Origin of the sequence: Neoaquamicrobium sediminum, assembly GCF_040970315.1 — a bacterium.
Lineage (GTDB): Bacteria > Pseudomonadota > Alphaproteobacteria > Rhizobiales > Rhizobiaceae > Aerobium > Aerobium sediminum.
Window position 1 is genome coordinate 110,660 of record NZ_JAZHFV010000004.1, and the last position, 24,755, is coordinate 135,414.

Annotated in this window: 25 protein-coding genes and 1 riboswitch; of the genes, 15 read left to right on the forward strand and 10 right to left on the reverse strand. The window is 63.9% G+C overall.

The features are described 5' to 3' along the window. The first annotated feature begins 178 nt into the window (after window positions 1–178). A complete protein-coding gene (locus tag V1479_RS13655; protein WP_173194657.1) occupies window positions 179–1,042 on the forward strand; it encodes an RNA polymerase factor sigma-32 in 864 nt (287 codons plus the stop codon). A gap of 15 nt (window positions 1,043–1,057) precedes the next feature. Here the strand turns inward: V1479_RS13655 and V1479_RS13660 are convergent, their stop codons facing one another. The 4 genes from V1479_RS13660 to thiB all read right to left on the reverse strand — a co-directional run bounded on the left by V1479_RS13660 (window position 1,058) and on the right by thiB (window position 6,068). Further along, on the reverse strand, window positions 1,058–2,566 hold the full coding sequence (locus tag V1479_RS13660; RefSeq protein ID WP_368803373.1) for a M48 family metalloprotease: 1,509 nt from the start codon (window positions 2,564–2,566) through the stop codon (window positions 1,058–1,060). Between the two features lie 181 nt (window positions 2,567–2,747). Then, window positions 2,748–3,401: a thiamine ABC transporter ATP-binding protein gene (thiQ, locus tag V1479_RS13665; protein WP_438620557.1), complete on the reverse strand. Its 654-nt coding sequence runs from the start codon at window positions 3,399–3,401 to the stop codon at window positions 2,748–2,750. 53 nt (window positions 3,402–3,454) lie between these two features. Next, window positions 3,455–5,059 carry a thiamine/thiamine pyrophosphate ABC transporter permease gene (gene thiP / locus V1479_RS13670; RefSeq protein WP_368803375.1) on the reverse strand — a complete coding sequence of 535 codons (1,605 nt, stop codon included), beginning with the start codon at window positions 5,057–5,059 and terminating at the stop codon, window positions 3,455–3,457. A gap of 7 nt (window positions 5,060–5,066) precedes the next feature. After that, window positions 5,067–6,068: a thiamine ABC transporter substrate binding subunit gene (thiB, locus tag V1479_RS13675; protein WP_368803376.1), complete on the reverse strand. Its 1,002-nt coding sequence runs from the start codon at window positions 6,066–6,068 to the stop codon at window positions 5,067–5,069. 41 nt (window positions 6,069–6,109) lie between these two features. Continuing rightward, window positions 6,110–6,234: riboswitch (TPP riboswitch) on the reverse strand. Window positions 6,235–6,336: 102 nt separating this feature from the next. On the opposite strand from thiB, the gene V1479_RS13680 reads away from it, so the two are divergent. The 4 genes from V1479_RS13680 to V1479_RS13695 are packed head-to-tail and all read left to right on the forward strand — an operon-like array spanning window position 6,337 to window position 9,382. Further along, on the forward strand, window positions 6,337–6,984 hold the full coding sequence (locus V1479_RS13680; protein ID WP_368803377.1) for a thiamine diphosphokinase: 648 nt from the start codon (window positions 6,337–6,339) through the stop codon (window positions 6,982–6,984). A 2-nt stretch (window positions 6,985–6,986) separates the two neighbouring features. Then, window positions 6,987–8,795, forward strand: a complete 1,809-nt coding sequence (locus V1479_RS13685) for an ABC-F family ATP-binding cassette domain-containing protein (protein ID WP_368803378.1) — start codon at window positions 6,987–6,989, stop codon at window positions 8,793–8,795. A gap of 48 nt (window positions 8,796–8,843) precedes the next feature. Beyond that, window positions 8,844–9,080, forward strand: a complete 237-nt coding sequence (locus tag V1479_RS13690; protein WP_173194652.1) for a type II toxin-antitoxin system CcdA family antitoxin — start codon at window positions 8,844–8,846, stop codon at window positions 9,078–9,080. Continuing rightward, window positions 9,080–9,382, forward strand: a complete 303-nt coding sequence (locus tag V1479_RS13695; RefSeq protein WP_368803379.1) for a CcdB family protein — start codon at window positions 9,080–9,082, stop codon at window positions 9,380–9,382. The genes V1479_RS13690 and V1479_RS13695 overlap by 1 nt, the downstream gene beginning before the upstream one ends. 72 nt (window positions 9,383–9,454) lie before the next feature. On the opposite strand, the gene V1479_RS13700 is transcribed toward V1479_RS13695, so the two are convergent. Both V1479_RS13700 and V1479_RS13705 read right to left on the reverse strand, forming a co-directional pair. After that, the gene (locus tag V1479_RS13700) at window positions 9,455–9,826 is read right to left on the reverse strand and encodes a cell division protein ZapA (RefSeq protein ID WP_173194650.1); all 372 of its coding nucleotides are present in this window, start codon (window positions 9,824–9,826) and stop codon (window positions 9,455–9,457) included. An 11-nt stretch (window positions 9,827–9,837) separates the two neighbouring features. After that, complete coding sequence (locus V1479_RS13705; protein WP_173194649.1) at window positions 9,838–10,110, reverse strand: DUF4164 domain-containing protein; 273 nt, start codon at window positions 10,108–10,110, stop codon at window positions 9,838–9,840. A 268-nt stretch (window positions 10,111–10,378) separates the two neighbouring features. Between V1479_RS13705 and tkt the strand changes: the two genes are divergently transcribed. The 4 genes from tkt to V1479_RS13725 all read left to right on the forward strand — a co-directional run bounded on the left by tkt (window position 10,379) and on the right by V1479_RS13725 (window position 15,990). Continuing rightward, window positions 10,379–12,370, forward strand: coding sequence for a transketolase (gene tkt, locus V1479_RS13710; RefSeq protein ID WP_368803380.1), 1,992 nt, complete (start codon window positions 10,379–10,381; stop codon window positions 12,368–12,370). A 159-nt stretch (window positions 12,371–12,529) separates the two neighbouring features. Then, complete coding sequence (gene gap, locus V1479_RS13715) at window positions 12,530–13,537, forward strand: type I glyceraldehyde-3-phosphate dehydrogenase (protein WP_368803381.1); 1,008 nt, start codon at window positions 12,530–12,532, stop codon at window positions 13,535–13,537. Window positions 13,538–13,557: 20 nt separating this feature from the next. Next, entirely contained in the window at window positions 13,558–14,751 is a 1,194-nt protein-coding gene (locus tag V1479_RS13720; RefSeq protein ID WP_368803382.1) for a phosphoglycerate kinase, read from the forward strand. 330 nt (window positions 14,752–15,081) lie between these two features. Further along, entirely contained in the window at window positions 15,082–15,990 is a 909-nt protein-coding gene (locus V1479_RS13725; RefSeq protein ID WP_368803383.1) for a fructose bisphosphate aldolase, read from the forward strand. Between the two features lie 8 nt (window positions 15,991–15,998). Here V1479_RS13725 and V1479_RS13730 read toward each other — a convergent pair whose 3' ends face one another. Beyond that, window positions 15,999–16,160, reverse strand: a complete 162-nt coding sequence (locus V1479_RS13730; protein ID WP_368803384.1) for a hypothetical protein — start codon at window positions 16,158–16,160, stop codon at window positions 15,999–16,001. A 155-nt stretch (window positions 16,161–16,315) separates the two neighbouring features. Here V1479_RS13730 and V1479_RS13735 point away from each other — a divergent pair, with 155 nt between their 5' ends. From V1479_RS13735 to V1479_RS13750, 4 genes are all read left to right on the forward strand, one after another. After that, complete coding sequence (locus tag V1479_RS13735) at window positions 16,316–18,223, forward strand: propionyl-CoA synthetase (protein WP_368803385.1); 1,908 nt, start codon at window positions 16,316–16,318, stop codon at window positions 18,221–18,223. Between the two features lie 131 nt (window positions 18,224–18,354). Beyond that, entirely contained in the window at window positions 18,355–19,614 is a 1,260-nt protein-coding gene (locus V1479_RS13740) for an Hsp70 family protein (RefSeq protein WP_368803386.1), read from the forward strand. A gap of 87 nt (window positions 19,615–19,701) precedes the next feature. Next, window positions 19,702–19,884, forward strand: a complete 183-nt coding sequence (locus V1479_RS13745; RefSeq protein WP_368803387.1) for a YjiS-like domain-containing protein — start codon at window positions 19,702–19,704, stop codon at window positions 19,882–19,884. A 118-nt stretch (window positions 19,885–20,002) separates the two neighbouring features. Beyond that, window positions 20,003–20,692, forward strand: a complete 690-nt coding sequence (locus V1479_RS13750; RefSeq protein WP_173194644.1) for a helix-turn-helix transcriptional regulator — start codon at window positions 20,003–20,005, stop codon at window positions 20,690–20,692. A 57-nt stretch (window positions 20,693–20,749) separates the two neighbouring features. Here V1479_RS13750 and V1479_RS13755 read toward each other — a convergent pair whose 3' ends face one another. The 3 genes from V1479_RS13755 to V1479_RS13765 all read right to left on the reverse strand — a co-directional run bounded on the left by V1479_RS13755 (window position 20,750) and on the right by V1479_RS13765 (window position 23,050). Beyond that, the gene (locus V1479_RS13755) at window positions 20,750–21,448 is read right to left on the reverse strand and encodes a DUF1013 domain-containing protein (protein WP_368803388.1); all 699 of its coding nucleotides are present in this window, start codon (window positions 21,446–21,448) and stop codon (window positions 20,750–20,752) included. Window positions 21,449–21,590: 142 nt separating this feature from the next. Continuing rightward, window positions 21,591–22,022: an SAM-dependent methyltransferase gene (locus tag V1479_RS13760; RefSeq protein ID WP_368803389.1), complete on the reverse strand. Its 432-nt coding sequence runs from the start codon at window positions 22,020–22,022 to the stop codon at window positions 21,591–21,593. 26 nt (window positions 22,023–22,048) lie between these two features. Further along, entirely contained in the window at window positions 22,049–23,050 is a 1,002-nt protein-coding gene (locus V1479_RS13765) for an NAD(P)H-quinone oxidoreductase (protein ID WP_368803390.1), read from the reverse strand. 106 nt (window positions 23,051–23,156) lie between these two features. Here V1479_RS13765 and V1479_RS13770 point away from each other — a divergent pair, with 106 nt between their 5' ends. Beyond that, on the forward strand, window positions 23,157–23,351 hold the full coding sequence (locus V1479_RS13770; protein WP_368803391.1) for a DUF1192 domain-containing protein: 195 nt from the start codon (window positions 23,157–23,159) through the stop codon (window positions 23,349–23,351). A gap of 100 nt (window positions 23,352–23,451) precedes the next feature. Continuing rightward, the gene (locus tag V1479_RS13775; RefSeq protein WP_368803392.1) at window positions 23,452–24,747 is read left to right on the forward strand and encodes an MFS transporter; all 1,296 of its coding nucleotides are present in this window, start codon (window positions 23,452–23,454) and stop codon (window positions 24,745–24,747) included. Window positions 24,748–24,755: the final 8 nt, after the last annotated feature.

The window sequence follows — 24,755 nt, forward strand, 5'->3', positions numbered from 1 at the left end:
GCCGGGTTTTCTTTCGTTTGTGAATGCCCGCTGGCCGGGATGCGCGTGCTGCTGCCGCTCACGTCTTTGTGCGCCGGAAGGCGTCGCCTATGGCTGGCGGCGACGGGAGGCAACTTCTATCATAGCTGGATGGAACTTTTACGGCCGTTGACGCGTATTCCTTGTTCGGGAGCGTGACATGGACGATCCAGCAAAGCGAAGCATGATCCGGGAGGCGATGCGAGCGCCCTATCTGGCGCGCGAGGAGGAGCATGAGCTCGCCCTGCGCTGGAAGGAGAAGGGCGATCAACAGGCGCTTCACCGCATAGCGGTAGCCCATATGAGGCTCGTGATTTCCATGGCTTCAAAATTTCGCCATTTCGGCCTGTCGATGAACGACCTCATTCAGGAAGGTCATGTCGGCCTGCTGGAAGCGGCGGCCCGTTTCGAGCCGGAGCGGGAAGTGCGCTTCTCGACCTATGCGACGTGGTGGATCCGCGCTTCGATGCAGGACTTCATCCTGCGCAACTGGTCGATCGTCCGTGGCGGCACGTCATCGGCCCAAAAGGCTTTATTCTTCAATCTGCGTCGTCTTCGTGCGCGTCTTGCGCAGGATTCGCGGATGCTGTCGAACGACGCGCTCTACAACGAGATTTCGGCAGCACTTGGCATCGCGGCGGCCGACGTCGCGACGATGGATGCACGTTTGTCCGGTCCCGATACTTCGCTGAACGCACCCGTTGCGGCTGACGGAGATACCGGTTCCGAACGGATGGATTTTCTCGTTTCCGACCAGCCGCTCCCCGACGAAGTCGTGGGTTCTCGCATTGATGAGGAGCGGCGTGCGCAATGGCTGAGCCAGGCTCTGGCAACGCTCAATCCGCGCGAACTGCGTATCATCCGTGAGCGCAGGCTGCGCGATGAGGGTGCAACGCTGGAGGCGCTGGGGGAGAAGCTCGGCATCTCCAAGGAGCGTGTGCGCCAGATCGAAGGCCGCGCGCTTGAAAAGCTGCGTACGGCACTGGTGAATATCGATCCCGCAGTGGTTCGCAGCGCAGCCTGAGACCTGATATAAGCCTTACCTGTCGGTGATGATCTTCACCTTGCTGCCGGCCGACACCGTCGCGCCGGAACTCATGGCGTTGATGAGCCGGAACATGTCCATTTTCCGGTCGACACCCTGCATCTGGGCGGCAAGGGTAGCCACGGTCTGTCCTGCGCGGACCGTTACCACCCGGACTCGAAGCGGACGCAGCGATGCTTTTTCGGCTGCGGTCAGCGTGCGGAAGCTGCTGCCGACCTGGCTCGCTATGGCATCGAGGGCGGTGCTGGCTGCCGGCGCTGCGGTCAGCAGGCGATAGACCTCACCTGCGGCACGGATCACGGTCACGTCGAACTGCCAGCCTTCGGCGCTTGCGCGGGCGGAAACAGCCTCGTTGCCGTTGATTGTGGTCTGCCGGATGCTCGATGTGTCGAGGCCCGCGACCCAGCCGCTGCGTACATAGTCGGCGAGCGAAACGCGCCGGTCGATCGACACGCCATCGAAGCGAATGGCCACATCGCCCGGCCCGGCGGCGGTTACGGCTGCCGCCGTGTTGTCGATCACGAAGCCCTCAGGCACCGAAAATGCCACGCCAAGTTTCGGGTGCATGAAGGTCAGCCCACGCACGAAGCCTTCTTCCGGCGTGTCACCGAACAGCATGCCGTCAAGGCCTTCCAGGAACTGGTCGCGGTCGCGCGTGCCCGTACCCGGCGCTCCGTACTGACGGGCGTGGCGAAGCGCGAGCTCTATGCGCTGCGGCGCAGTCGGGTGACTTGCCAGAAAGTCGAGGTTCTCGTCGACGGCACCCGTCACGTTGCGCGATGCGCTGTAGGATGCCATCGACTGCAGGAACCGTGCCGAGGCAAACGGATCGTAGCCGGCGCGCGCGATTGCACGGATACCGATCGCGTCTGCTTCGAGCTCCTGATTGCGGGAGAATTGCGCAAGCCGTAGCTTGCCGCGCACGAGCGCCACCCGTGCGGCGGGATCGCTGCCAAGAACGTCGTTGACCACCTGCGAGGCCAGAACCTCTTCGGCTTCCTTCTGTTGGCGCTGGATGCCGTGATTTGCGGTCACATGCGCCATTTCGTGCGCCAGCACGGCGGCAAGCTCGGCCGAATCGTTGGCGAGCGCCAGCAGTCCGCGCGTCACGTAGAGATAGCCGCCCGGCAATGCGAAGGCGTTGATGTTGGGCGAGTTGAGGATGGTGATCTGGTAGGTCTGGTTCGGGTTCTCTGGGTCGAGCGTCAGCGTGCCGACGACCCTGGCGACCATGCGCTCCAGCTTGCGATCGGAATATTCACCGCCATATGTCGCGAGAATGCGCGGATGCTGCTCGCGCGCGATTGCCGCCATGCGGTCGTTTCGGGTGACCGTATCGACGGTAACGGGATTGGCAGAGGGCTGGAACGCGTCGCTGTTGCCGGTCGCGCCTTCGAGCACCTGGCAGCCTGCAAGCGAAGAAATCAGGCCGAGCAAGATCACACCGCGCCGCAGAGCGCAGCCCGGTCCGGTTTGGGACCGGAGCTTCAACTTATCCTGCATTGGCGTGGACAGCTCGTTGTCCTTTCATCGAATTCGATGGTTCAGAAACGGAATAAAGGCAAAAGGGTTGCAAACGAGCTAAGCCAGAGTCCCGCTACGGAAACAAGCCACGCGCTTCGGTTTGCTGGATTTGACCGGGAATTGTGTCGGCTTCCGGGCAGGGATATCGGGAAGCTGGCCGTCAGGCTCCGATGTAAGCCCTGAATGCCGCAGGCGCGTTGTCCGAGAACATCTTTTCCGCTGCTGCGTAGGCAGCGATTCTTCCGTCTTCAATGAAAGCGACTTGGTCGGCGAGCGCTTCGGCGTCGTCAGGGTGGTGGGTAACCATCATGATCGTCATGCCCCGTTCTGCGTGCAGCTCGCGCACCAGTTCCAGCATCTCGCGGCGCAAGGCGGGCCCGAGCGAGGCAAATGGTTCGTCGAGCAGCAGCACCGGCCGATCGCGCACCAACACGCGCGAAAGCGCAACGCGTTGGCGTTCTCCGCCCGACAGTTCGGCGGGCAGGCGCCGTTCCTTGCCGGTCAGCCCCGTGCGGGCAAGAGCGGCAGCGACGTCCTCGCGATCCCTGGGCGACAGGCGGAGTGACGCCGATCGTCCGAGACCGACATTGCTGGCCACGTCCAGATGGGCAAAGAGATTGTTCTCCTGGAAGATCATGGAAACGGGACGTCTGGCCGGCGGCATGGTCGTTGCATCGAGATCGCCTATCAGCACATGGCCGGAGGCCGGCGTCTCGAAGCCCGCCACAAGATTGAGTAGCGTCGATTTTCCCGAACCGCTCGGCCCCATCACAGCGACGATGGAGCCCGTCCCGACAGCGAGGTCGAAGGTCATCGAGGTATCGCCATAGCTGAAGGTGACGTCATCGAGCCGGACTGCGGCACCACTCACCGGCTTCTCCTCGCGTTGTCGACAAGCATCATCAGCAGCAGGCAAAGGACGCCGAGAAAGAGCGCAAGCCCTGCGGCATCTTCGGTTCGATAGCTGCCCATACGCGCCAGCAGCAGATAGGGCAGGGTCTGCACCGAATCGGAGCCGAACAGGGCAATCACCCCGAGATCGCCAAGCGACAGCGCCATCGCAAAGGCGAGCGCCATCAACATTGGGCGGCGGATGGACGGCCAATCCACCAGGCGGAAGCGGTTGACGCCCGAAATGCCGAGTGAGGCGCACAGCCTTTCGTGGCGTGCGCTGGCCGCGTCGTAGGCGGGTCTGATCGCCCGGATCGCAAAAGGCATCGCCATTACGGCGTTGACGGTTATCACCATGATGGGGGCGACCGCAAAGACATTGCCGGTCTGGCGAAGCAGGATGAACCAGCCGGCACCGACGACTATAGGCGGCACGACGAGGACGAAGCCGGCACCGGTATCCAGCATACGCTCAAGCAGGGACGGTGATGCTGACGACGATCTGCGCAATTCCTCCGCGCGTCGGGCCATGGTGAGCGCCAGCGACAGCGCAACCGAAAGCAGAGCGGCGATAAGTGCCAGCAGAAGGCTGGTCATGGTGGCTGCATGCACGGCCGGGTCTGCCGCCAGCCGCGCAAGGTCGGCGCGCAGGCCTGCGATGACCGTCGCGGCAAGCGGCCCGGCAACGAAGACTAGGGCCGCAAGGATGAGCGCGCCATTGGCGACCTGCTCGAACTTTCCAGCCACCACGGGTCGGCGGGGGGCGACCGGAAGGTTTGCGTCGCCCGTCATGTTTGCCCCGAGCCGGATCAGTACTGCTACGACTGCCGCCGTGAGGACGATCTGCAACGCCGTCAATGTCACCGCGCGGGCAGGGTCGAAGTCGAAACGCAGTGCCTGGTAGATCGCGACCTCCAGCGTCGTTGCACGCGGGCCGCCGCCCAGCGTCAGCACGATGGTGAAGGAGGTTACGCAGAGCATGAAGACAAGGCCCGCGATCCCCGGCAACGCAGCGCGCAGCACCGGCCATTCTATGAGCCGGAAGCCGGTACGGGCGCCGATGCCCAGTTGAGCCGCAAGTCGCCACTGGTCGGCGGGAATGGTTTCGAGCGCCTGCAGGAACAGCCGCGTCGCCAGCGGCAGGTTGAAGAAGACATGGGCAACCAGAATTCCCGAAAGCCCGTATATGCCCTGCCAGCGCGCACCGGTCGCGGCGGTAAGGACATCGGCGAAAAGCCCCGCGCGGCCCAGCAGCGCCAGAACGCCGAGTGCTGCGACGATGGCGGGCAGCGCCAGCGGTAGCGCGAACAGCCGCAGGACGAGGCCGCGGCCGGGAAAGGCGGGGTGGCGCGCAAGCGCTCGCGCAACCAGCATCGCCGGCACGACGGAAAGAACCGTCGAAAGAACCGCCTGCCACAAGGTGAAACGAACGATCCGCAGGAGGTAGGCATTGAATGCGGAAAGCGCGCCCGACCAGTCTGAGAATGCTTCCCACGCGAGGCCGGTAAAGGCCCCGCCGATCAGCACCGCGATCGCCGTTAGAGCGGAAATGCCTGCCAGAATGCGGCGGTCGCGCGTCATCGAGGGTTCAGCGGCTCATCACGGCAAGCCACTCGTCGATCCAGCGCTGGCGGTTCTGGGCGACCTGCTCGGGCGTGAATGCGAGCGTTTTGGAAGGCTCGACGAGAGTGTCGAAGACCGGGTTGAGCGGTCCTGAGGTTTCGCCGGCCGGGAACATCCAGTTGGTCTCGGGGATCGCATCCTGGAAGCCAGGTCCCGTCATGAATTCGAGGAACTGGGCGGTCAGCGGGTTCTGCGCGCCCTTGAGCGTCGCGCCGGCAACCTCGACCTGCAGGTAGTGTCCCTCCTCGAAACTCGCGGCCTTGTAGCGCTGGCTGTCCTCCGCAATCTCGTGATAGGCGGGCGAGGTCGTGTAGGAGAGGACCATGCCTGCCTCGCTGCTGGTGAACAGGCCGTAGGCCTCGCTCCAGCCGGGCGTTACTGTCAGCACGCGCTGGCCGAGCTTCTCCCAGGCGGCCTGCGCCTCGTCGCCGTAGACAGCTTTAACCCACAAAAGCAGGCCGAGCCCGGGCGTCGAGGTGCGCGGGTCCTGGATGACGATCTTCTCCTCAGGGTCACCTTCGACCAGTTCCTTCAGGCTTGCTGGGGGCGTCGCGATCGCCTCGGTGTCGTAGACGAAGGCGAAGTAGCCATAGTCGAACGGCACGAACATGTCGTCGTTCCAGTCGCCCGGCACATCCACGCGTTCGAGCGAAATACCGTGTGGCGCGAACAGGCCTGTCTCACGCGCCTCATAGGTGAGGTTGGTGTCCAGCCCCAGAACGATGTCGGCCTGCGTGCCGCTGCCTTCGAGCTTGAGACGGTTCAGAAGCGCCACGCCATCGGCCACCGCAACGAATTCCAGGTCGCAGCCGCATTCTGCCTCGAACGCCTTCTCGACGACCGGGCCGGGACCCCATGAGGCGGTAAAGCTCTCATAGGTATAGACGGTCAGCTTTTCCTGAGCTGTGGCCGGCATGGCGGCGAGACCCAGCGAAGCTGTGAGGATAATGAGAAAACGGTCGCGCATCGGCGCCTCCTTGGTTTGTGTTTCAAGGGAAATCAGGCGCTTTGGCTGCAGCGTCTAATCCCTCCGCCGGTATGAGCCGGATCAGGTTCAGCGGGTTGGCAGGGTTGCCCCGTCATGCCTCTCAGCCGGTCCGCATGGTTCGCGTCCGGCACCCCGTTAGAGCGGTTCCAGAAATAGGGATGCGGGCAAGGCTAGGCAAGCGATTGTTTGGCGGACGCGATGCAAGGCGCTTTCGCTTCATTGGGCTCGCGTGATAGAGGCGACGCGCATGACCCGCTTCGCCATCCTTCTTGGCGGCGACCTCGTCGCCACGCCCCGGCTCGCCGGCCAACTCGAACACACCCGGGTGATTGCCGCCGATTCCGGCATCCGCCACGCAAGCGTGCTTGGCATCGTTCCGGAATTGTGGACGGGCGATTTCGATTCCGTCGACGACGGGTTGAGACAGGCCCATGGCGACGTGCCGACCGAGATATTCTCGGCCGACAAGGACAAGACCGACGGTGAAATCGCCATCGATGCCGCGCTGGCCCGTGGCGCTGACGAGCTTATCCTCGTTGGGGCGTTCGGTGGCGCGCGTGCCGACCACGCCTTCCTGCATCTTGCGGCCGCTTTGCGGCTGTCCGAAGGGGGCACACGGTGCCTGTTGACCAGCGGCCAGCAGGAGGGAACGCCGCTTCTGCCTGGCACCGCAAGGAGCTTCGATTACGAGAACGGGACGCTGTTCAGTGTGTTGCCGTTCTCCGACCTCGAAGGGCTTACGCTATCCGGTGCGAAATGGCCGCTTTCCGACCGGTCTGTGCCTTTCGGCTCGTCGTTGACGCTCTCGAATGAAGTGCGGGGCGACCTGAGCGTGACGCTCCAGTCCGGTCGCGCCCTTCTGATCGCCCATCCTGTTTCCTATTTTCGCATGTGACGATGGCTCCACCGCTTCTTACCCTTGATGGCATTCGGCTGACCTTCGGCGGCACTCCGCTGCTCGACGGCGCTTCGCTCTCGGCATCCTCCGGCGAGAAGATTGCGCTTGTGGGTCGCAACGGATCGGGCAAATCGACGCTGCTCAAGATCGCGGCCGGCATGGTCGAGTCGCAGGACGGCGAGATTTTCCGGCAGCCGACAGCGACTGTGCGCTATCTGCCGCAGGAGCCCGATATGGACGGCTACGCGAGTGTGCTCGCCTATGTCGAGGCCGGCCTGGGGCCGGCAGACGATCCATATCGCGCCACCTATCTGATCGAAAGCCTCGGGCTTTCGGGCGACGAGCGGCCGGGCACGCTTTCCGGCGGCGAGGCGCGGCGTGCCGCGCTCGCCCGCGTCATGGCGCCGGAACCCGACATTCTGCTGCTTGACGAACCGACCAACCACCTCGACCTGGCCACCATCGAATGGCTGGAAGGCGAACTGCAGCGCACGAAGTCGGCGCTCATCATGATCTCGCATGACAGGCGGTTTCTGGAACGCGTGTCGCGGGCGACGGTGTGGCTGGATCGCGGTACCACGCGGCGGCTCGACAAGGGGTTCGCGCATTTCGAGGAATGGCGCGACCGCCTCCTGGAGGAGGAGGAGCTGGAGCAGCACAAGCTCGGCCGCCAGATCGAGCGCGAGGAGCACTGGCTGCGCTACGGGGTGACCGCACGGCGCAAGCGCAACATGCGCCGGCTCGGCGAGCTCCATTCGATGCGCGAGCGGTTTCGTGGCAGGCGTGGCCCCGAGGGTGTCGCCTCGATGTCTGCAGCCGAAGGTGCGGAGTCCGGCAAGCTGGTCATCGAAGCCCGCAGTATCGCCAAGAGTTTTGGGGATCGCGCTGTCGTGCAGGATTTCTCGACGCGTATCCAGCGAGGCGACAGGGTCGGCCTCGTCGGACCAAATGGAGCCGGCAAGACCACACTCCTGAAGATGCTGATCGGTACGCTGGAGCCGGATGCCGGCAGCGTGCGGCTTGGGGCCAATCTCGAGATCGCCGCGCTCGACCAGAAGCGCGAACTCGACCCATCGGAAACGCTGGCTCACTATCTCACCGACGGCCGGGGTGACAGCCTTGTCGTCAATGGCGAAGAAAAGCATGTCGTTTCCTACATGAAGGACTTCCTGTTCAAGCCGGAACAGGCGCGGACGCCGGTGCGCGAACTTTCAGGCGGGGAGCGGGCGCGGCTGGTGCTGGCGCGCATCCTGGCGCGGCCTGCCAACCTGCTGGTGCTTGACGAGCCGACCAACGACCTCGACATGGAAACGCTCGATCTGCTGCAGGAGCTGGTTTCCGGCTATCCGGGAACCGTGCTTCTCGTCAGCCACGACCGCGATTTCCTCGACAGGACGGTTACGAGCGTGATTGCCCCCGACGGTGAGGGGCGCTGGATCGAATATGCCGGCGGATATTCCGACATGCTGGCGCAGCGCGGCGGGCAGGCACTGCAGGACCGCGCGCGTGCCGCGAAGAAGGAGCCTCGGGAGAAGAAGGAACCAGTCGCGAACGAGCCTCGGGCATCTGCGCGCAAGCTCTCCTACAAGCAGAAATTCGCGCTCGACAATTTGCCGAACCAGATTGCGGAAACCGAGGGCAAGATAGCTATTCTCGAAGGCAAAATGTCGGATCCAGCCTTCTACACAAAGGACCCTGACGGCTTTTCGAAGGTTGCGGGACAGCTCGAAAGCCTGCGGGTCAGCCTCGCTGGCATGGAAGAGGAATGGCTGGAGCTGGAGATGCTGCGGGAGGAGATCGAGGGCTAGTTGCCGAGCACACTCCATGCGTATATAACATGCACATGGAGTGTGCTCATGCTAACCAAGTCTCCGAAACGCAAATCCGTCAACCTTTCGATCGACGTCGACATTCTGGCCGAAGCCAAGGCTTTGAATGTGAACGTCTCGCGTGCCGCTGACGCCGGTATCGCCGAAGCTATAAGCAAGCGCAAAGCCGAGCTCTGGCTGCAGGAGAATCGCGAGGCAATTGAAGAGAACAACAGATATTTCGAGGAACACGGTCTCCCGTTCTCGGAATATCGCGGTTTCTGATGGCGCGGTATGATGTCTATCGCGATCCTCGGGGCAGCGAAAACCTGCTTGTGAGCATCCAGGCAGATATTTTCGACGGCCTCGACACCAGGATGGCTATCCCGCTACTGCCCGAACACCCACACCGAGCACCGTTGAAGAAGCTCAATCCGATCTTCGTTGTCGACGGGAAATACTACGCTCTCTACACGCAACACATGCTTGCAGTTCCCGTGTCCGCGCTCGGTGACCGCATTGCCAATGTAAGCGACCGGCGTGATGAAATCACCGCCGCGCTCGATATGCTCTTCCAGGGGTTCTGAGATCGGCGGCCATGAGGGGCTATCCGCGCAATGCCTGCGGGTCGACCTTTCGACTGACTGACCCGAGGCGGGTCAGGCGGGCAGGCCGTCGGCGTTCAGCTTTGCGGCAAGGCCTTCCATGCGTTCGGCCAGATTCGCCAATGCGCCGGTGAGCGCCGCATCGTTCTTGTCGGCCTTGGTCAGCGCGTCGTCGCGCGTCTTGCGCAGCGTGGCGATCTCGCTCTCCATGCCTTTCATGCGCTTCTGCAGTTCGGCAAGTTCGTCCATCACCATGATGCCGGCCATCACGGTCAGTCGCTGGTCACCGATTTCTCCGAACGATCCCTTGAGGTGGGAGACATAGCGGTCGAAGCGCGTCGCCAGATCGGTCAGGTGTTCTTCCTGCCCTTCATCGCAGGCCATGCGGTATGACTTGCCGTCGATCGTCACCGTCACCTGCGCCATGGGTCTGTCCTTTACCTGTCGAGTACCGCGCGGATAGTCTCCATCGCCGCCACGAGCCGGCGCGAGACCTCCTTGTTGGCTTCTTCCAGCCGTTCGGCACGTGCTTCGGAGCTATCGAGTTCCTGAGCGAGGCGGGCTCGGTCGGCGTTCATGCGCTGCACTTCCGCTTCGGCATCGCCATATTCCTGCTCACGCTCGAATCGTGCGGAAACCGCATCTTCGAGCGTCTCGATCGCCTTCCCGAGGCGGGCAATTACTTCCTTGAGGGTCGCTTCCCCGGTCATGGTATCCGTTCCAGCCCCTGAGATGGTGCCGAATCGCGCGCTTTCCCAGCGCGTTAGCCGTGAAACATTAGGCAGCGTGCGAAGCGGGCGTCAACGCGGCGCTCGCGACTATCCCCTTTAAACGCACTCGCAAGGAACGGGAAAGCGCTGCAAGCCTGCGGACAGAAGCCGTGTCAACGTTGACTCGGGGCGCGCGCCTGCTATGTGTCCCCTCGCTTTCCGGGCCGTATCCGGCCCTTTTCTTGCGCGGGACGACAAGCGAGCGATCATGACCACACGCGAAATGCACGACCGCATGGCCAATGCGATCCGTTTCCTTTCCATGGATGCAGTCGAGAAGGCCAATTCGGGCCACCCCGGTCTGCCCATGGGCGCGGCCGATATCGCGACCGTCCTGTTCTCCCGCTATCTGTCGTACGATCCGCAGAAGCCGGACTGGGCCGATCGCGATCGCTTCGTGCTGTCGGCCGGGCACGGGTCGATGCTGCTCTATTCGCTGCTCTACCTGACCGGCTACGAGGACATCGACCTCGAGCAGATCAAGCATTTCCGCCAGCTCGGCTGGCGCACCGCCGGCCATCCGGAATGGGGCCATGCCGCCGGCATCGAGACCACCACGGGGCCGCTCGGCCAGGGCCTTGCCAACTCTGTGGGAATGGCGCTTGCGGAGCGCATAATGAATGCGCGCTTCGGCGACGACCTCGTCGATCACTACACCTATGTGCTGGCCGGCGACGGCTGCCTGATGGAAGGTATCAGCCAGGAGGCGATCTCGCTTGCGGGCCATCTGAAGCTGAACAAGCTGATCGTCATCTGGGACGACAACAACATCTCCATCGATGGCGCGATCTCGCTGTCCGACTCTACCGATCAGTGCAAGCGTTTCGAAGCCTCCGGCTGGAACACGACGCGCGTCGACGGCCACAACCCGGATGCGATCGCTGCCGCGATCGAGGCGGCCCGCAAGTCGGACCGCCCGACGCTGATCGCTGCCAAGACGACGATCGGCTATGGCGCGCCGACGCGCGCCGGCACCAACAAGGCGCACGGTTCGCCGCTGGGTGCGGAAGAGATTGCCGGCGCGCGCAAGGCGCTGGGCTGGGATGCGGAGCCCTTCGTGGTGCCATCCGATGTTCTGGATGCCTGGCGTGTTGCCGGGCTGCGCGCTGCCAAGGAGCGCAAGGAATGGGAAAAGCGGCTTTGCGCCGCCGACGCGTCCACGCGCGCCGAGTTCGAACGGCGCATGCGCGGCGACCTGCCGCAGGGTTTCGACCAGCTCATCGTCGACTACAAGAAGAAGCTGGTCGAAGACAAACCCAAGGTCGCGACCCGCAAGTCGTCAGAAATGGCGCTTGAAGTCATCAACGCCCTGGTCACCGAAACCATCGGTGGCTCCGCGGATCTCACCGGCTCCAACAACACCAAGACCAGCCAGACCGGACCGATCAAGCCGGACGACTATTCCGGCCGCTACGTCTATTATGGCATTCGTGAGCATGGCATGGCGGCCGCCATGAACGGCATGACTCTGCACGGCGGCGTCATTCCTTACGGCGGCACCTTCCTCACCTTCTCGGATTATGCGCGGCCGGCGATGCGTCTGGCATCGCTGATGGGCATCCGGTCCATATTCGTGATGACCCACGATTCCATCGGTCTTGGCGAAGACGGGCCGACCCACCAGCCGGTCGAGCATCTGGCGGCGCTGCGCGCGATCCCGAACCATTACGTCATGCGTCCGGCCGATGCCGTCGAGGCGGCCGAGTGCTGGCAGATCGCGCTTGAATCCACCAAGACGCCGTCCACGCTTGCGCTGACCCGGCAGAACCTGCCGACGGTGCGCACCGAGCATGCGGTCGAGAACCTTTCTGCTCGCGGCGCCTACGAACTCGCCGGAACCAATGGCGACGCAGCCGTGACGATCTTTGCGACCGGCTCGGAAGTGGAGATTGCGCTCGCCGCTCGCGCCGAACTCGAGAAACGCGGTCACCGGACACGGGTCGTCTCCGTGCCGTGCATGGAAATCTTTGCTGCGCAGAGCGACGAGTATCGGACCGGTTTGATTGGCAATGCGTCGGTCAAGATCGCGATTGAGGCCGGCGTGCGGCAGGGCTGGGACGCGATCATCGGGTCCGACGGACTTTTTGTCGGCATGAGCGGCTTCGGCGCCAGCGGCAAGATAGAGGATCTCTACAAGCACTTCGGCATTACTGCCGAGGCCGCGGTCGAGGCCGTCGAAAAGCGGCTCGCGAGCGCCTGAGCCGGGGCAGGCGCACCGCGCCTGTTCTGTGCTAATCGGTTTTATCCCGGCTGACGCTGGATTCTTCCGCGCCGCGCCGCTATGGAAGCGCTGCCTTGGCGGCGGGCCTTGTGCCATGCCGCCAAAACACGCTTTCGAAGCCTCCTGGGAGACCGCCTCATGACCGTAAAAGTCGCAGTTAACGGATTTGGCCGCATCGGCCGGAACATCGTCCGCGCCATCTATGAGAGCGGCCGCAAGGACATCGACGTCGTTGCCATCAACGATCTCGGGCCGGTGGAGACCAACGCACACCTGCTGCGCTACGACAGCGTGCACGGCAAGTTCCCCTCCGAGGTGAAGGTCGATGGCGACACCATCTCCGTGGGTTCCGACTCCTTCAAGGTGTTCGCCGAGCGCGACCCCTCCAAGCTGCCGTGGGGCGAACTGGATGTGGATATCGTGCTTGAGTGCACGGGCATCTTCACCTCCAAGGAGAAGGCGTCCGCGCACCTGACCGCCGGCGCCAAGCGCGTCATCGTCTCGGCGCCCGCCGACGGTGCCGACCTGACGGTCGTCTACGGCGTGAACCACGACAAGCTCACGAGCGAGCACGTCGTGATCTCCAACGCTTCCTGCACCACCAACTGCCTCGCGCCGGTCGCCAAGGTCCTCAACGATGCCTTCGGCATCGAAAAGGGCTTCATGACGACGGTTCACGCCTATACCGGCGACCAGCCGACGCTCGACACCATGCACAAGGACCTCTACCGCGCCCGCGCGGCAGCGGTGTCGATGATCCCGACCTCGACTGGCGCGGCCAAGGCCGTCGGCCTCGTTCTGCCGGAACTCAAGGGCAAGCTCGACGGCGTGTCGATCCGCGTGCCGACCCCGAACGTCTCGGTCATCGACTTCAAGTTCGTGCCGAAGCGTAAGGTCACCGTCGAAGAGGTGAACGCGGCGCTGGTGGCGGCGGCGGACGGTCCGCTCAAGGGCATCCTCGCCTACACCGACGAGCCGCTGGTTTCGATCGACCTCAACCACAACCCGGCATCGTCCACTTTCGCGCTCGACCAGACCAAGGTCATCGAAGGCGATCTCGTGCGCGTGATGTCGTGGTACGACAATGAGTGGGGCTTCTCGAACCGCATGGCCGACACGGCCGTGGCGCTGGCGAAGACCATCTGATCGCGGCACGGGGAACGAAGATGACAGGCTTTCGCACGCTCGACGAGGCACAGGTTTCGGGCAAGCGGGTGCTTGTCCGCGTCGACCTCAACGTACCCGTCAAGGACGGGCAGGTAACCGACGCGACCCGCATCGAGCGGGTCGCGCCAACGATCACCGAACTCGCAGATAAGGGCGCGAAGGTCATCCTTCTTGCCCATTTCGGTCGCCCGAAAGGCGAGCCGAACCCGGAAATGTCGCTTGAGCCTATTGCCGCGGCGACGGAAGCCGTCATCGGCCGCAAGGTGGCCTTTGCCGCCGATTGCATCGGCGAGCGGGCTGCCAAGGCGGTCGCGGCCCTTGCCGATGGTGACATCCTGCTTCTGGAAAACACCCGTTTCCACAAGGGCGAGGAAAAGAACGATCCCGATTTCGTCAAGGCGCTCGCCGCCAATGGCGACGTCTACGTCAACGACGCCTTCTCCGCCGCCCATCGCGCGCATGCCTCGACCGAGGGCCTCGCGCACCTGCTGCCGGCCTATGCCGGACGCACGATGCAGGCTGAACTCGAAGCGCTTGAGAAAGGCCTTGGCAAGCCGGTGAAGCCGGTCGTCGCGATCGTCGGCGGCGCCAAGGTGTCGACCAAGATCGACCTGCTGATGAACCTCGTCAAACGGGTCGATGCCCTTGTCATCGGGGGCGGTATGGCCAACACGTTCCTTGCCGCGCGTGGCACCGATGTCGGCAAGTCGCTTTGCGAACACGATCTCGCCCCGACCGCCAAGCAGATCATGATCGAGGCCGCGACCGCGGGATGCGCGATCGTTCTGCCGACCGACGCCGTCGTGGCCAGGGAATTCAAGGCGAATGCCGCGAACGAAACCATTTCCGTGGAGGCCGTTCCGGCCGATGCGATGATCCTCGATGTCGGGCCGAAGACTGTCGAAGTGGTCAACCAGTGGATCGAAAAAGCGCAGACGCTGGTCTGGAACGGCCCGCTCGGCGCCTTCGAGATCGAGCCGTTCGACGCGGCGACCGTGGCTGCGGCGAAGTTCGCGGCCGACCGGACCAGGGCTGGCAAGCTGATCTCGGTCGCTGGCGGCGGCGATACGGTGTCGGCTCTGAACCATGCCGGGGTTGCCGATGACTTCAGCTACGTCTCAACCGCCGGTGGCGCCTTCCTTGAATGGATGGAAGGCAAGGAACTGCCGGGCGTGGTGGCATTGGCGAGATAAGCTAATCACGTCATCCCGGCCAAGGGAGCCAGCGACCGCAGAGCCGGGACCCATTGGTCGGAGTATCGTGGAGCACGGCCCGGTTCCGGCGCTGGCGCATACGACCGATGCTGCGCGAACCCGCGGCCCGGCCACGCTGCTCAATGGGTCCCGGCTCTGCGGTCGCTGCGCTCCCTTGGGCGGGATGACGCTTAACGGAGAACGCCCACTTCGCCGTTTACCCTCTTAAACATTTGAAATCGCTTTCAATCGATTCGACCTGCCCGGCTCCATTCCGCTTTCGGACCGCATCTGGTAAGCGGCCTGAAAGGACAATCTGGAGGCACAAGAATGAGCGAACGTCTTGAAAACGGCGCGGCGATGACGGATCAGGCCGCAAACAAGGACGGCTTCATTGCAGCGCTCGACCAGTCGGGCGGGTCCACGCCGAAGGCGCTGAAGCTCTACGGTGTCGAGCAGGGCGCATGGTCGAACGATGATGAGATGTTCGATCTCATCCACCAGATGCGGGCGCGGATCATCAAGTCGCCTGCGTTCACTGGCGACAAGGTGATGGGCGCGATCCTGTTCGAACAGACGATGGATCGCGACATCGACGGCACGCCGACAGCGAAATACCTCTGGGAGAAGCGTGGCGTCGTGCCGTTCCTGAAGGTCGACAAGGGCCTCGCCGACGAGGCCGACGGCGTCAAGCTGATGAAGCCCATGCCGGATCTCGATGCGCTGCTGGAGCGTGCCGTCGCAAACGGCGTCTTCGGCACCAAGATGCGCTCGGTGATCGACGCGGCAAATCCGAAAGGGATCGCTGCGGTCGTTGCCCAGCAGTTCGAGGTCGGCCGGCAGATCCTGGGTCACGGGCTCGTACCGATCATCGAGCCGGAAGTGACTATCTCGATCGCCGACAAGGCCGAAGCCGAAGACATGCTGCTTGCGGAAATCCAGAAGCATCTGGACGGCGTGCCGGCCGGCAAGCAGGTGATGCTCAAGCTGACGCTGCCGACGAAGGCGAACCTCTACAAGCCGCTGATCGACGATCCGCGCGTCATGCGGGTGGTAGCCCTTTCGGGCGGGTATTCGCGCGACGATGCGAACGCCAAGCTGAAGCAGAATGCGGGCATGATCGCCAGCTTCTCGCGAGCACTGACCGAAGGGCTTTCGGCCCAGCAGAGCGATGCCGAGTTCGACGCGGCACTTGGCTCGGCGATCGACAGCATATTCGAGGCATCCCGCGCAGGCTGACCGTTCGGTCAGCCGCCGTGGCTGAGCCCTGCCGTCACGACGATCAGGCCGAGCGCAACGACCGCCAGCTTCCAGAAGTCGGCGCGGCGCTTCAGACCGGGCAGACCCAGCGGCCTGATGATCTGCACGATCATCAGGCCGACGATCACCATCGATAGGATTTTGCTCATGCCGTTCCGGGTTGCGTTGCGATTGCGCCGCGCCCGTTTGAGCAGCATCCTTGACGTCTGTCAAAGCACGGGCAGCCATGCTTCCTTAGTCAGATGGACGGCAGGAGGCCGTGGCGGATAGAACAGCCCGACAAGCACTGCCAGGGGAGGAAGCATTGTCGTCGCGCTATCACGAGGTTTATGCCGGCTGGAAAAGCGATCCCGAAGCGTTCTGGGCGGAAGCAGCCAAGGCGATCGACTGGTTCACGCCGCCCGAGCGCATCTTTGATGCCGGGCAGGGCGTCTATGGCCGCTGGTTCACCGGCGCAACCTGCAACACCTGCTTCAACGTCCTCGACCGTCATGTCGACGGCGGGCGCGCCGACCAGACGGCCCTTATCTATGACAGCCCGATCACCGGAGCGAAGAAGAGCTTCACCTATGCGCAGTTGCGCGACGAGGTCGTTGCGCTTGCTGCCGTCCTGCGTGAGCAGGGTGTGGCCAAGGGCGACCGGGTCATCATCTACATGCCGATGGTACCTGAAGCCGTGTTCGCGATGCTCGCCTGCGCGCGGCTCGGGGCCGTCCACTCTGTCGTCTTCGGCGGTTTCGCGGCAAAGGAACTGGCAACACGGATCGACGATGCGCAGCCGAAGCTGATCGTCTCGGCATCCTGCGGTGTCGAGCCCGGCCGCATCGTTGCCTACAAGCCGCTGCTCGACGGCGCCATCGCCATGGCCAAGCATAAAGTTGAACATTGCGTGGTGCTGCAGCGCGAGCAGCAGCCCTGCGATCTCGTGCCTAACCGCGATCTCGACATGGCAGAGGTGACGGCTGCGGCAAAGAAGGCCGGCATATGGGTGGACTGCGAGCCGGTGGCTGCGACCGATCCGCTCTACGTGCTCTACACGTCCGGCACCACCGGCCAGCCCAAAGGTGTGGTGCGCGACAATGGCGGCCACATGGTCGCGCTCGAATGGTCGATGTGGAACGAATTCGGCGTCAAGCCGGGCGAGGTTTTCTGGGCGGCTTCCGATGTCGGCTGGGTGGTGGGCCATTCCTACATCGTCTATGCGCCTCTGCTTCACGGCTGCACCACGATCCTGTTCGAGGGTAAGCCGGTCGGCACGCCCGACGCCGGCACCTTTTGGCGCGTGATCGCCGAACACGGCGTCGCCGCGATGTTCACGGCACCCACGGCATTCCGCGCGATCAAGGGGCAGGATCCGAAGGGCGAATTCGTCAAGAAATACGATCTCTCCGGGTTCAGGACCCTGTTCCTCGCCGGCGAACGTGCCGATCCGGAAACCATCAAATGGGCGGAAGCGCAACTGGGCGTGCCGGTGATCGACCATTGGTGGCAGACCGAGACCGGCCACCCGATCAGCCAGAACCCGGTCGGGCTCGGGCTTCTGCCGGTCAAATACGGCTCGCCCGCCGTGCCGATGCCTGGGTTCGACGTTCAGGTGCTTGATGATGCGGGGCACGCGGTGCCAACCGGGACACTGGGCAACGTGGTCGTCAAGCTGCCACTGCCGCCCGGCTGCCTGCCGACGCTGTGGAACGCGGAAGATCGCTTCCGCAGCGCCTACCTTTCCGAGTTTCCCGGCTACTACAAGACGGCCGATGCCGGGCTGATCGACGAGGACGGCTACCTCTTCATCATGGCGCGCACCGACGACATCATCAACGTCGCGGGGCATCGCCTGTCGACGGGTGGCATGGAGGAAGTGGTGGCCGAGCACCCCGACGTTGCCGAATGCGCCGTGGTCGGCATCGCCGATCCGATGAAGGGACAGGTGCCGTGCGGCTTCGTCGTGCTCAACGCGGGTGTGGCGCGGGAGGGGCCGGAGATCGAAAAGGAGATCGTCGCCCTGGTGCGCGAGCGCATCGGTCCGGTCGCGGCGTTCAAGTCGGTTGTCACGGTCAAGCGGCTTCCAAAGACGCGATCCGGCAAGATCCTGCGCGGAACGATGCAGAAGATCGCCGACAAGGAAGGCTGGACCATGCCGGCCACGATCGACGACCCGGCGATCCTCGACGAGATCGAGGCGGCGCTGAAGGGCAGGGGCATCGGGGTCTGATCGCCGCGGATGATCGCCGCGGAAGAGGGGTTCTCATCCTTGCCGTGATGCGGTAGAGAGGCCGCCCTTTCCGATCATCCCTTCGCCCTGGCGTTTCGTCGCCCTCGGCGAAGCATTGCGGGCGTTTTGCGATGTCTCCCCATTATTGTGGCGTCGATTTCGGCACCACCAATTCCACCGTCGGCCTGTGCGCGGCCGGCGGCGATCCGTTCCTGATCCCCGTCGAAGACGCGCAGGTGACAATTCCCTCGGCGCTGTTCTTCAGCCTCGAAGACGGCAGCGTTCATTTCGGCCGCTCGGCGGTGCATGAATATATGGACGGCGCTGAAGGCCGTTTCATGCGCGCGCTCAAGTCGGTTCTCGGCTCGAGCCTGATGAAGGAAACGACGCAGGTCGGACGAGACCGCATGACGTTTCAGGGGCTGATCGGCCGTTTCCTGCGCCACCTGCGTGCGCGGATCGAGGCTCAGGCCGGCGATGTGCCCGACCATATCGTGCTTGGCCGGCCGGTCTTTTTCGTTGACGGCAATCCGGAGGCCGACCGAACCGCGCAGGATCAGCTCGAGGCGGCCGCGCGGGCCGAAGGCTTCCGACATATCGAGTTCCAGTTCGAGCCGGTGGCCGCGGCCATGGGATTCGAACGTGACCTGAATGCCGAGGTGCTTGCGCTCGTCGTCGACATTGGGGGCGGCACGTCCGACTTCTCGGTACTGCGCCTGTCGCCGGAGCGGAGCCGCGCTGCCGACCGCCGCGACGACATCCTCTCGACGTCGGGCGTTCATGTCGGCGGCACCGATTTCGACCGCCAGTTGAGCATTGCACGCGTGATGCCGCGCATGGGTCTCGGCACCCGCACGCGCGACGGCAAGCGCCATCTGCCGGTCTGGTACTTCAACGACATGGCGACCTGGCACAAGATCAACCAGCTCTATACGGCGGCGACGAAGCGGGACATCCAGTCGCTGAAGCGCGAGGCGGCAGAGCCAGAGAAACTTGAGATCTACCAGCACCTGCTGGCGCACCGCTCGGGCCATCGGCTGGCCGCGCAGGTCGAGAAGGCCAAGATCGAGCTGACGGATGCCGAGGATGCCGTCATCACGTTGCGCGAGCCCGGCCTGTCCCTGGAGGTGCCTGTTTCGCGCACCGAATTCACGCAGGCGACCGGCGAGCTGGTTTCCAGAATCGGCATTGCCATCGATGCCGCGCTCGTGGATGCGGGTGTCGTTGCGGAGGCCATCGACACGGTGGTGATGACCGGCGGCGGCGCGCAGGTGCCTGCGGTTCGCGATGCGGCGGTTACCCGTTTTCCGCATGCGCGCATCGCCCAGATCGACCGTTTCGGGGCCGTCGGCCTGGGGCTTGCGGTGGATGCGGCGAGGCGCTTCGCCTGACAGCATTCCGGTCGCTGAGGCTCCTGACGCAAGGCTGTCCGCAGGGGTGTGTCATTGTCTCTTTCCAAGGTGAAAGGAGACTATGTCATGCCCCGCACGCCCCTGTTGCTGTCGCTCGTAGAGGACGCCGTCACCCAGTTCCGCAGCTTCAACGAACGCCGACGCACGCGCCGCGCCATCGACGGTCTTTCGGCGCATCTGCGCAAGGACATCGGCTGGCCGGACGGTCTGCCTGACCGGCAGCGCGTGCCGGCTGGCCGCAACGGCTGACGGTTTCGGACGATGCGATCCGGCGGCTTTCCCTCCCGACAACCTCCTGACACTATGTTGTCAGGAGGCTGCTGGCATAGTCCGCCTCCCGGATTCATCCGTTCGAGGGCTTCTTTCCATGCGCCGTGCAGACCGCTTGTTTCAGATCGTCCAGCATTTGCGGGGCGGAAGGCTTGTGACCGCGCGCATGCTCGGGGAGCGGCTGGAAGTCTCGGAGCGCACGATCTACCGCGATATAGCCGACCTGCAGTCGACCGGTGTGCCGATCGATGGAGAAGCGGGTGTGGGCTATCTGATGAGGGAAGGTTTCGACCTTCCGCCGCTGATGTTCACGCGTGACGAAATCGTCGCGTTGGTTGCCGGCGCGCGCATGGTGCGCGCCTTCGGCGGTGCCGACATGGCGCGGGCGGCCGAGGAAGCGCTGGTCAAGATCGGCGCCGTGCTGCCCGACCAGGAAAAGGCGCGCATCGCGCGCACCGAAATCCACATGCCCGACTGGGTCGTGGGCGAGGCCGAGCGCAAGTCGATCGACCTGCTGGAACGCGCCGTGGACGGGCGCAGCGTTCTGAACATTGATTACAGCGACGAAGCCGGGCGGGCGTCCCAGCGCGACATACGGCCGTTAGGCCTGTGGTTCTGGGGCAAGGTCTGGACGCTGGTGGCGTGGTGCGAACTGCGCGACGATTTCCGCGCCTTCCGCATCGACCGCATTGCGCAGATAACGCCGTCCGGACGCACCTTCCGGCCGGAGCGCGGCAAGCAGCTCGCCGATTTCTACCGCACTCTTGAGATGCGCGGACAGTCGTAACCAGGCTCGCGAGCCGGACATCGACCTGAGCGATTGTCCGGCTGCTGATCTTGCGGGCTATTCCTCGTCTTCGTCCTGCGACGTAGACTTGAGCGAAGACAGCTTGGCGAAAACGGCATCCGCGTCGAGTTCGTCTTCGCTCTCGTCCTTTGCAGAACGGTCCGCGCCAACTTCCAGCGACTCGGTCATGGAAGCAGGCAGCAGGGTGTCGCCGGCCGGCGCCGCCGCAGGCTGGCCGCGTGAGGCGCGCTGCACTTCGAGGTCGAGATCGATCTGCGAGCACAGGCCCAGCGTCACCGGGTCCATCGGCACGAGGTTGTTCGAGTTCCAGTGGGTGCGGTTGCGGATCTGCTCGATGGTCGACTTGGTGGTGCCGACGAGGCGCGAGATCTGCGCATCCTTCAGTTCCGGGTGATTCTTGACCAGCCACAGAATCGCGTTCGGGCGGTCCTGGCGCTTGGAAAGCGGCGTGTAGCGCGGAGTGCGGCGCTTGGATTCGGGCACGCGCACCTTCGGCTCGGAGAGCTTGAGACGATGTTCGGCATCCGCCTCGCCCTTCGCGATCTCGTCGCGCGAAAGCTGGCCGGTCATCACCGGGTCGAGACCCTTGATGCCCTGCGCGGCCTCGCCATCGGCGATCGCCTTGACCTCGAGCGGGTGGAGTTTGCAGAACTGCGCGATCTGGTCGAACGACAGCGCGGTGTTGTCGACGAGCCAGACGGCTGTCGCCTTGGGCATCAGAAGCGTGTTGGCCATGGATAAAATCCTTCTCGTTCGCCCGCGTCCCTGTCGCGGGCGGTGGGCGAAGCCACCAAATTTGGGAAATCACCCCGCATATAACGTTATTCGGCGTCCTTCGCAATGCGAGCCGATGTCTTAGGCACAGGACAGCTGCATCTCACCGCTGCAATGGCAGCTCGCGCAGTGGATCGCCGCCGTCGATCAATAGCCGACCCTTAGGCTTCAAGGCTGCCGCGATGCGGGGCAAAGCCTTTTCGCCCGCTGCAGGGTGGCGACCATCGAACGCGCCCACACGTACGGCGAAGGCGAGATCGAATTTTTCTTCGCCAGGGAGGAGCTCGAAATCCTCCGCCGCGACCTGTCGCAGTGAGAGGGTTCCAGCCGTGATCTCGTCGCGGCAGGCGGTCTCGGCCTGCTCGATCGCCTTGCGAGAACGGTCTATGGCCAGCACATGGCCGTTTCCGATCCTGCGTGCGACCTCGCGTGCGGCGGCGCCCGGTCCACAGCCGATTTCCAGCACGCGCATGCCGGGACGTAGCGGCAGTGTGTCGACGATGGCGAGAAGGCGCGGCGACAGGCGATCAGTCATTTCGAGGTCCCACCGAGTTTGGCGGGCTATGCCACATCCAGCACGATCTTGCCGATATGGTCGCCTTCCTCCATCCGCTCATGCGCCCGCCAGGCTTCCTTCAGCGGGAAGATCATGTCCATGACGGGTGCGATCCGCCGTTCGGCAAGGAGCGGCCACACCTTAGTCTCCAGTTCGGCGGCGATCTGTCCTTTGAAAGCGACATCGCGCGGGCGCAGCGTGGAACCGGTATGGGTCAGGCGCTTGACCATGAGCCGCGCGAAATTCGCAGGCGCCTTGGGGCCGCCCAACGTGGCGATTTGGACAATGCGGCCATCGACGGCAGCGGCCTCATAATTGCGGTCGACATAATCACCGCCCACCATGTCAAGGATGACGTTGACGCCCTTGCCCTTGGTTGCCTCCTTGAGGACGGCGACGAAATCCTCCTCCCGGTAGTTGATCGCGCGGGTGGCGCCGAGTTTCTCGCATGCCTCGCATTTATCGGCGGAGCCGGCCGTGGTGAATACAGTGGACCCGAAGCTTGATGCGAGCTGGATGGCCGTGGTGCCGATACCCGAAGAGCCGCCGTGCACGAGCAGGCTCTCTCCCGGCTGCAACCCGCCCCGCTGGAAGACATTGTGCCAGACGGTGAAGAAGGTCTCCGGCAAAGCGGCTGCTTCGGTGAAAGTGAAACCGTGCGGGATCGGCAGGGCATTACTTTCGTGCACCGCGACATATTCGGCATATCCGCCACCCGGCGTCAGCGCGGTGACGCTATCGCCGGCCCGCCAGCGCTTTGCGCCCGATCCGACGGCGACGACCTCCCCGGCTGCCTCAAGTCCCGGCAGGTCCGACGCGCCCGGCGGGGGCGGGTAGGTGCCCTTGCGCTGGGCAACATCTGGCCTGTTCACGCCGGCCGCGCGCACGCGGATCAGGATTTGGCTATTGCCCGGCTTGGGGACATCGCGTCGCTCGGGTTTGAGGACCAGCGGCCCACCCGGCTCGACGATCGCTATCGCCGTCATTTTTTCCGGAATCTTGTCCATGCGTGCCTCGCCTGCGTCTGGTCAATTCGTGGCCGGGGCGTTTGCCTCGACCCGCCTCCCTTATGTAGACTTGTCGGCCACAAGGCAAAGTGGAAGGACAAGCAGGATGGCGTTGTTCGACGACGAACCGGTGAAGCCAAAACGCGTTCACGAGATCGGGCAGGATCTGTCGCTGCTGTCGGTCGGCGAGCTTGAGGAAAGGATCGGCCAGCTCAAGGCCGAGATCACGCGGCTCGATGCCGAACTCCAGGCCAAGGGCTCGACACGGCTCGCTGCCGAAGCGCTGTTTCGTCGCGAATAGGTGTGGATCGTTCGCGATCTGTCGGATATCGGCACGTAATCGCCTGATTCATTTCTAGTTTCGAATCAACGCCCCATAGCAAGAAGGCCGCCGACGAGACATGCTCGCGACATACCGCCCGATTTTTTCGCTGCTCTGCGGAACAGCCTTTCTTCTTGCCGCGTCGGGCCTCCATGGTCTGCTCCTGCCGCTGCGCGGCCAGGCGGAGGGCTTCTCGACCGCTTCCCTGGGGCTCTTCGGTACCGCATGGGCGGGCGGGTTCGTCGCAGGCTGCTATTTTGCGCCGCGGCTGGTACGCAAGGTCGGCCACGTGCGGTCCTTCGGCGTGTTTGCCGCCTCCGGCGCCATCATCGCGCTTCTGACCGGGCTGTGGGTTGACGAATACGCCTGGATCGCGCTGCGCGCAGGGACCGGCTTCACCATGGCCGGCGCGTTCATGATCATCGAGAGCTGGCTGAACGAGAAAGCGACCAACGACAATCGCGGCACGGTCTTCGGTCTCTACATGATGGTCACATACGCCTCCATCATGGGCGGCCAGATGATCGTGGCCGCAGGCGAAATCGTCAGCGCGGCTTTGTTCATGGTGGCTGGCATCTTCTTCTGCGCATCCCTCATTCCGACCGCGATCTCCTCTGCTGCGACACCGGAACCGCTTGCCGATGTGAAGCTCGATCTCAAGGGTCTTTACAACAATTCGCCGGTGGCGGCGGTGGGCTGCGTGCTCGTCGGCGTCGCCAACGGCGCGTGGGGCACGCTGGGCGCGGTCTACGGTGCCCGCGTCGGCATATCGACGGCCGAAATCGCGCTGATGATGAGCCTCGTGGTCGTGGCAGGCGCGGTGACGCAGCTTCCCGTCGGTCGCGCCTCGGATCGCACCGACCGCCGCTACGTGCTGGCGGCGGCAGCTTTCGGTTCGGCCCTCTTCGCGCTTCTGGTTTTTGCACTGGCGCCGCGTTCCAGCGTTGCCATACTGGTCCTGACGGCAGCGTACGGCGCGCTCGCCTATACGCTCTATTCGATCGCCGTTGCGCATGCCAACGATCACGCAAGCACGGAGGATTTCGTCAAGGTTTCGGGTGGCCTGCTGCTGCTTTACGGCTTCGGCACGATGATCGGCCCGCTGGTCGGTGCTTTCCTGATGGCGCAGATGCGGCCCGAAAGCCTGTTCCTGGCCACCGCGCTGGCGCACTTGTCGCTCGGTGGTTATGCGATGCTGCGCACGACGCGCCGGGCACCGGTGCCGCTTGAAGATCGCGAGGCCTTCAAGACACTGCCTTCCGAGCGTGCGGTCACGCCACAGGCAGGCCTGCTCGATCCGCGCGCGGATCAGGAGGCCCATGCGGCCTCCGACGATACGATCGGCACAAGCGAGCCCCAGCCACAAGCCAATTGAACTTCGCT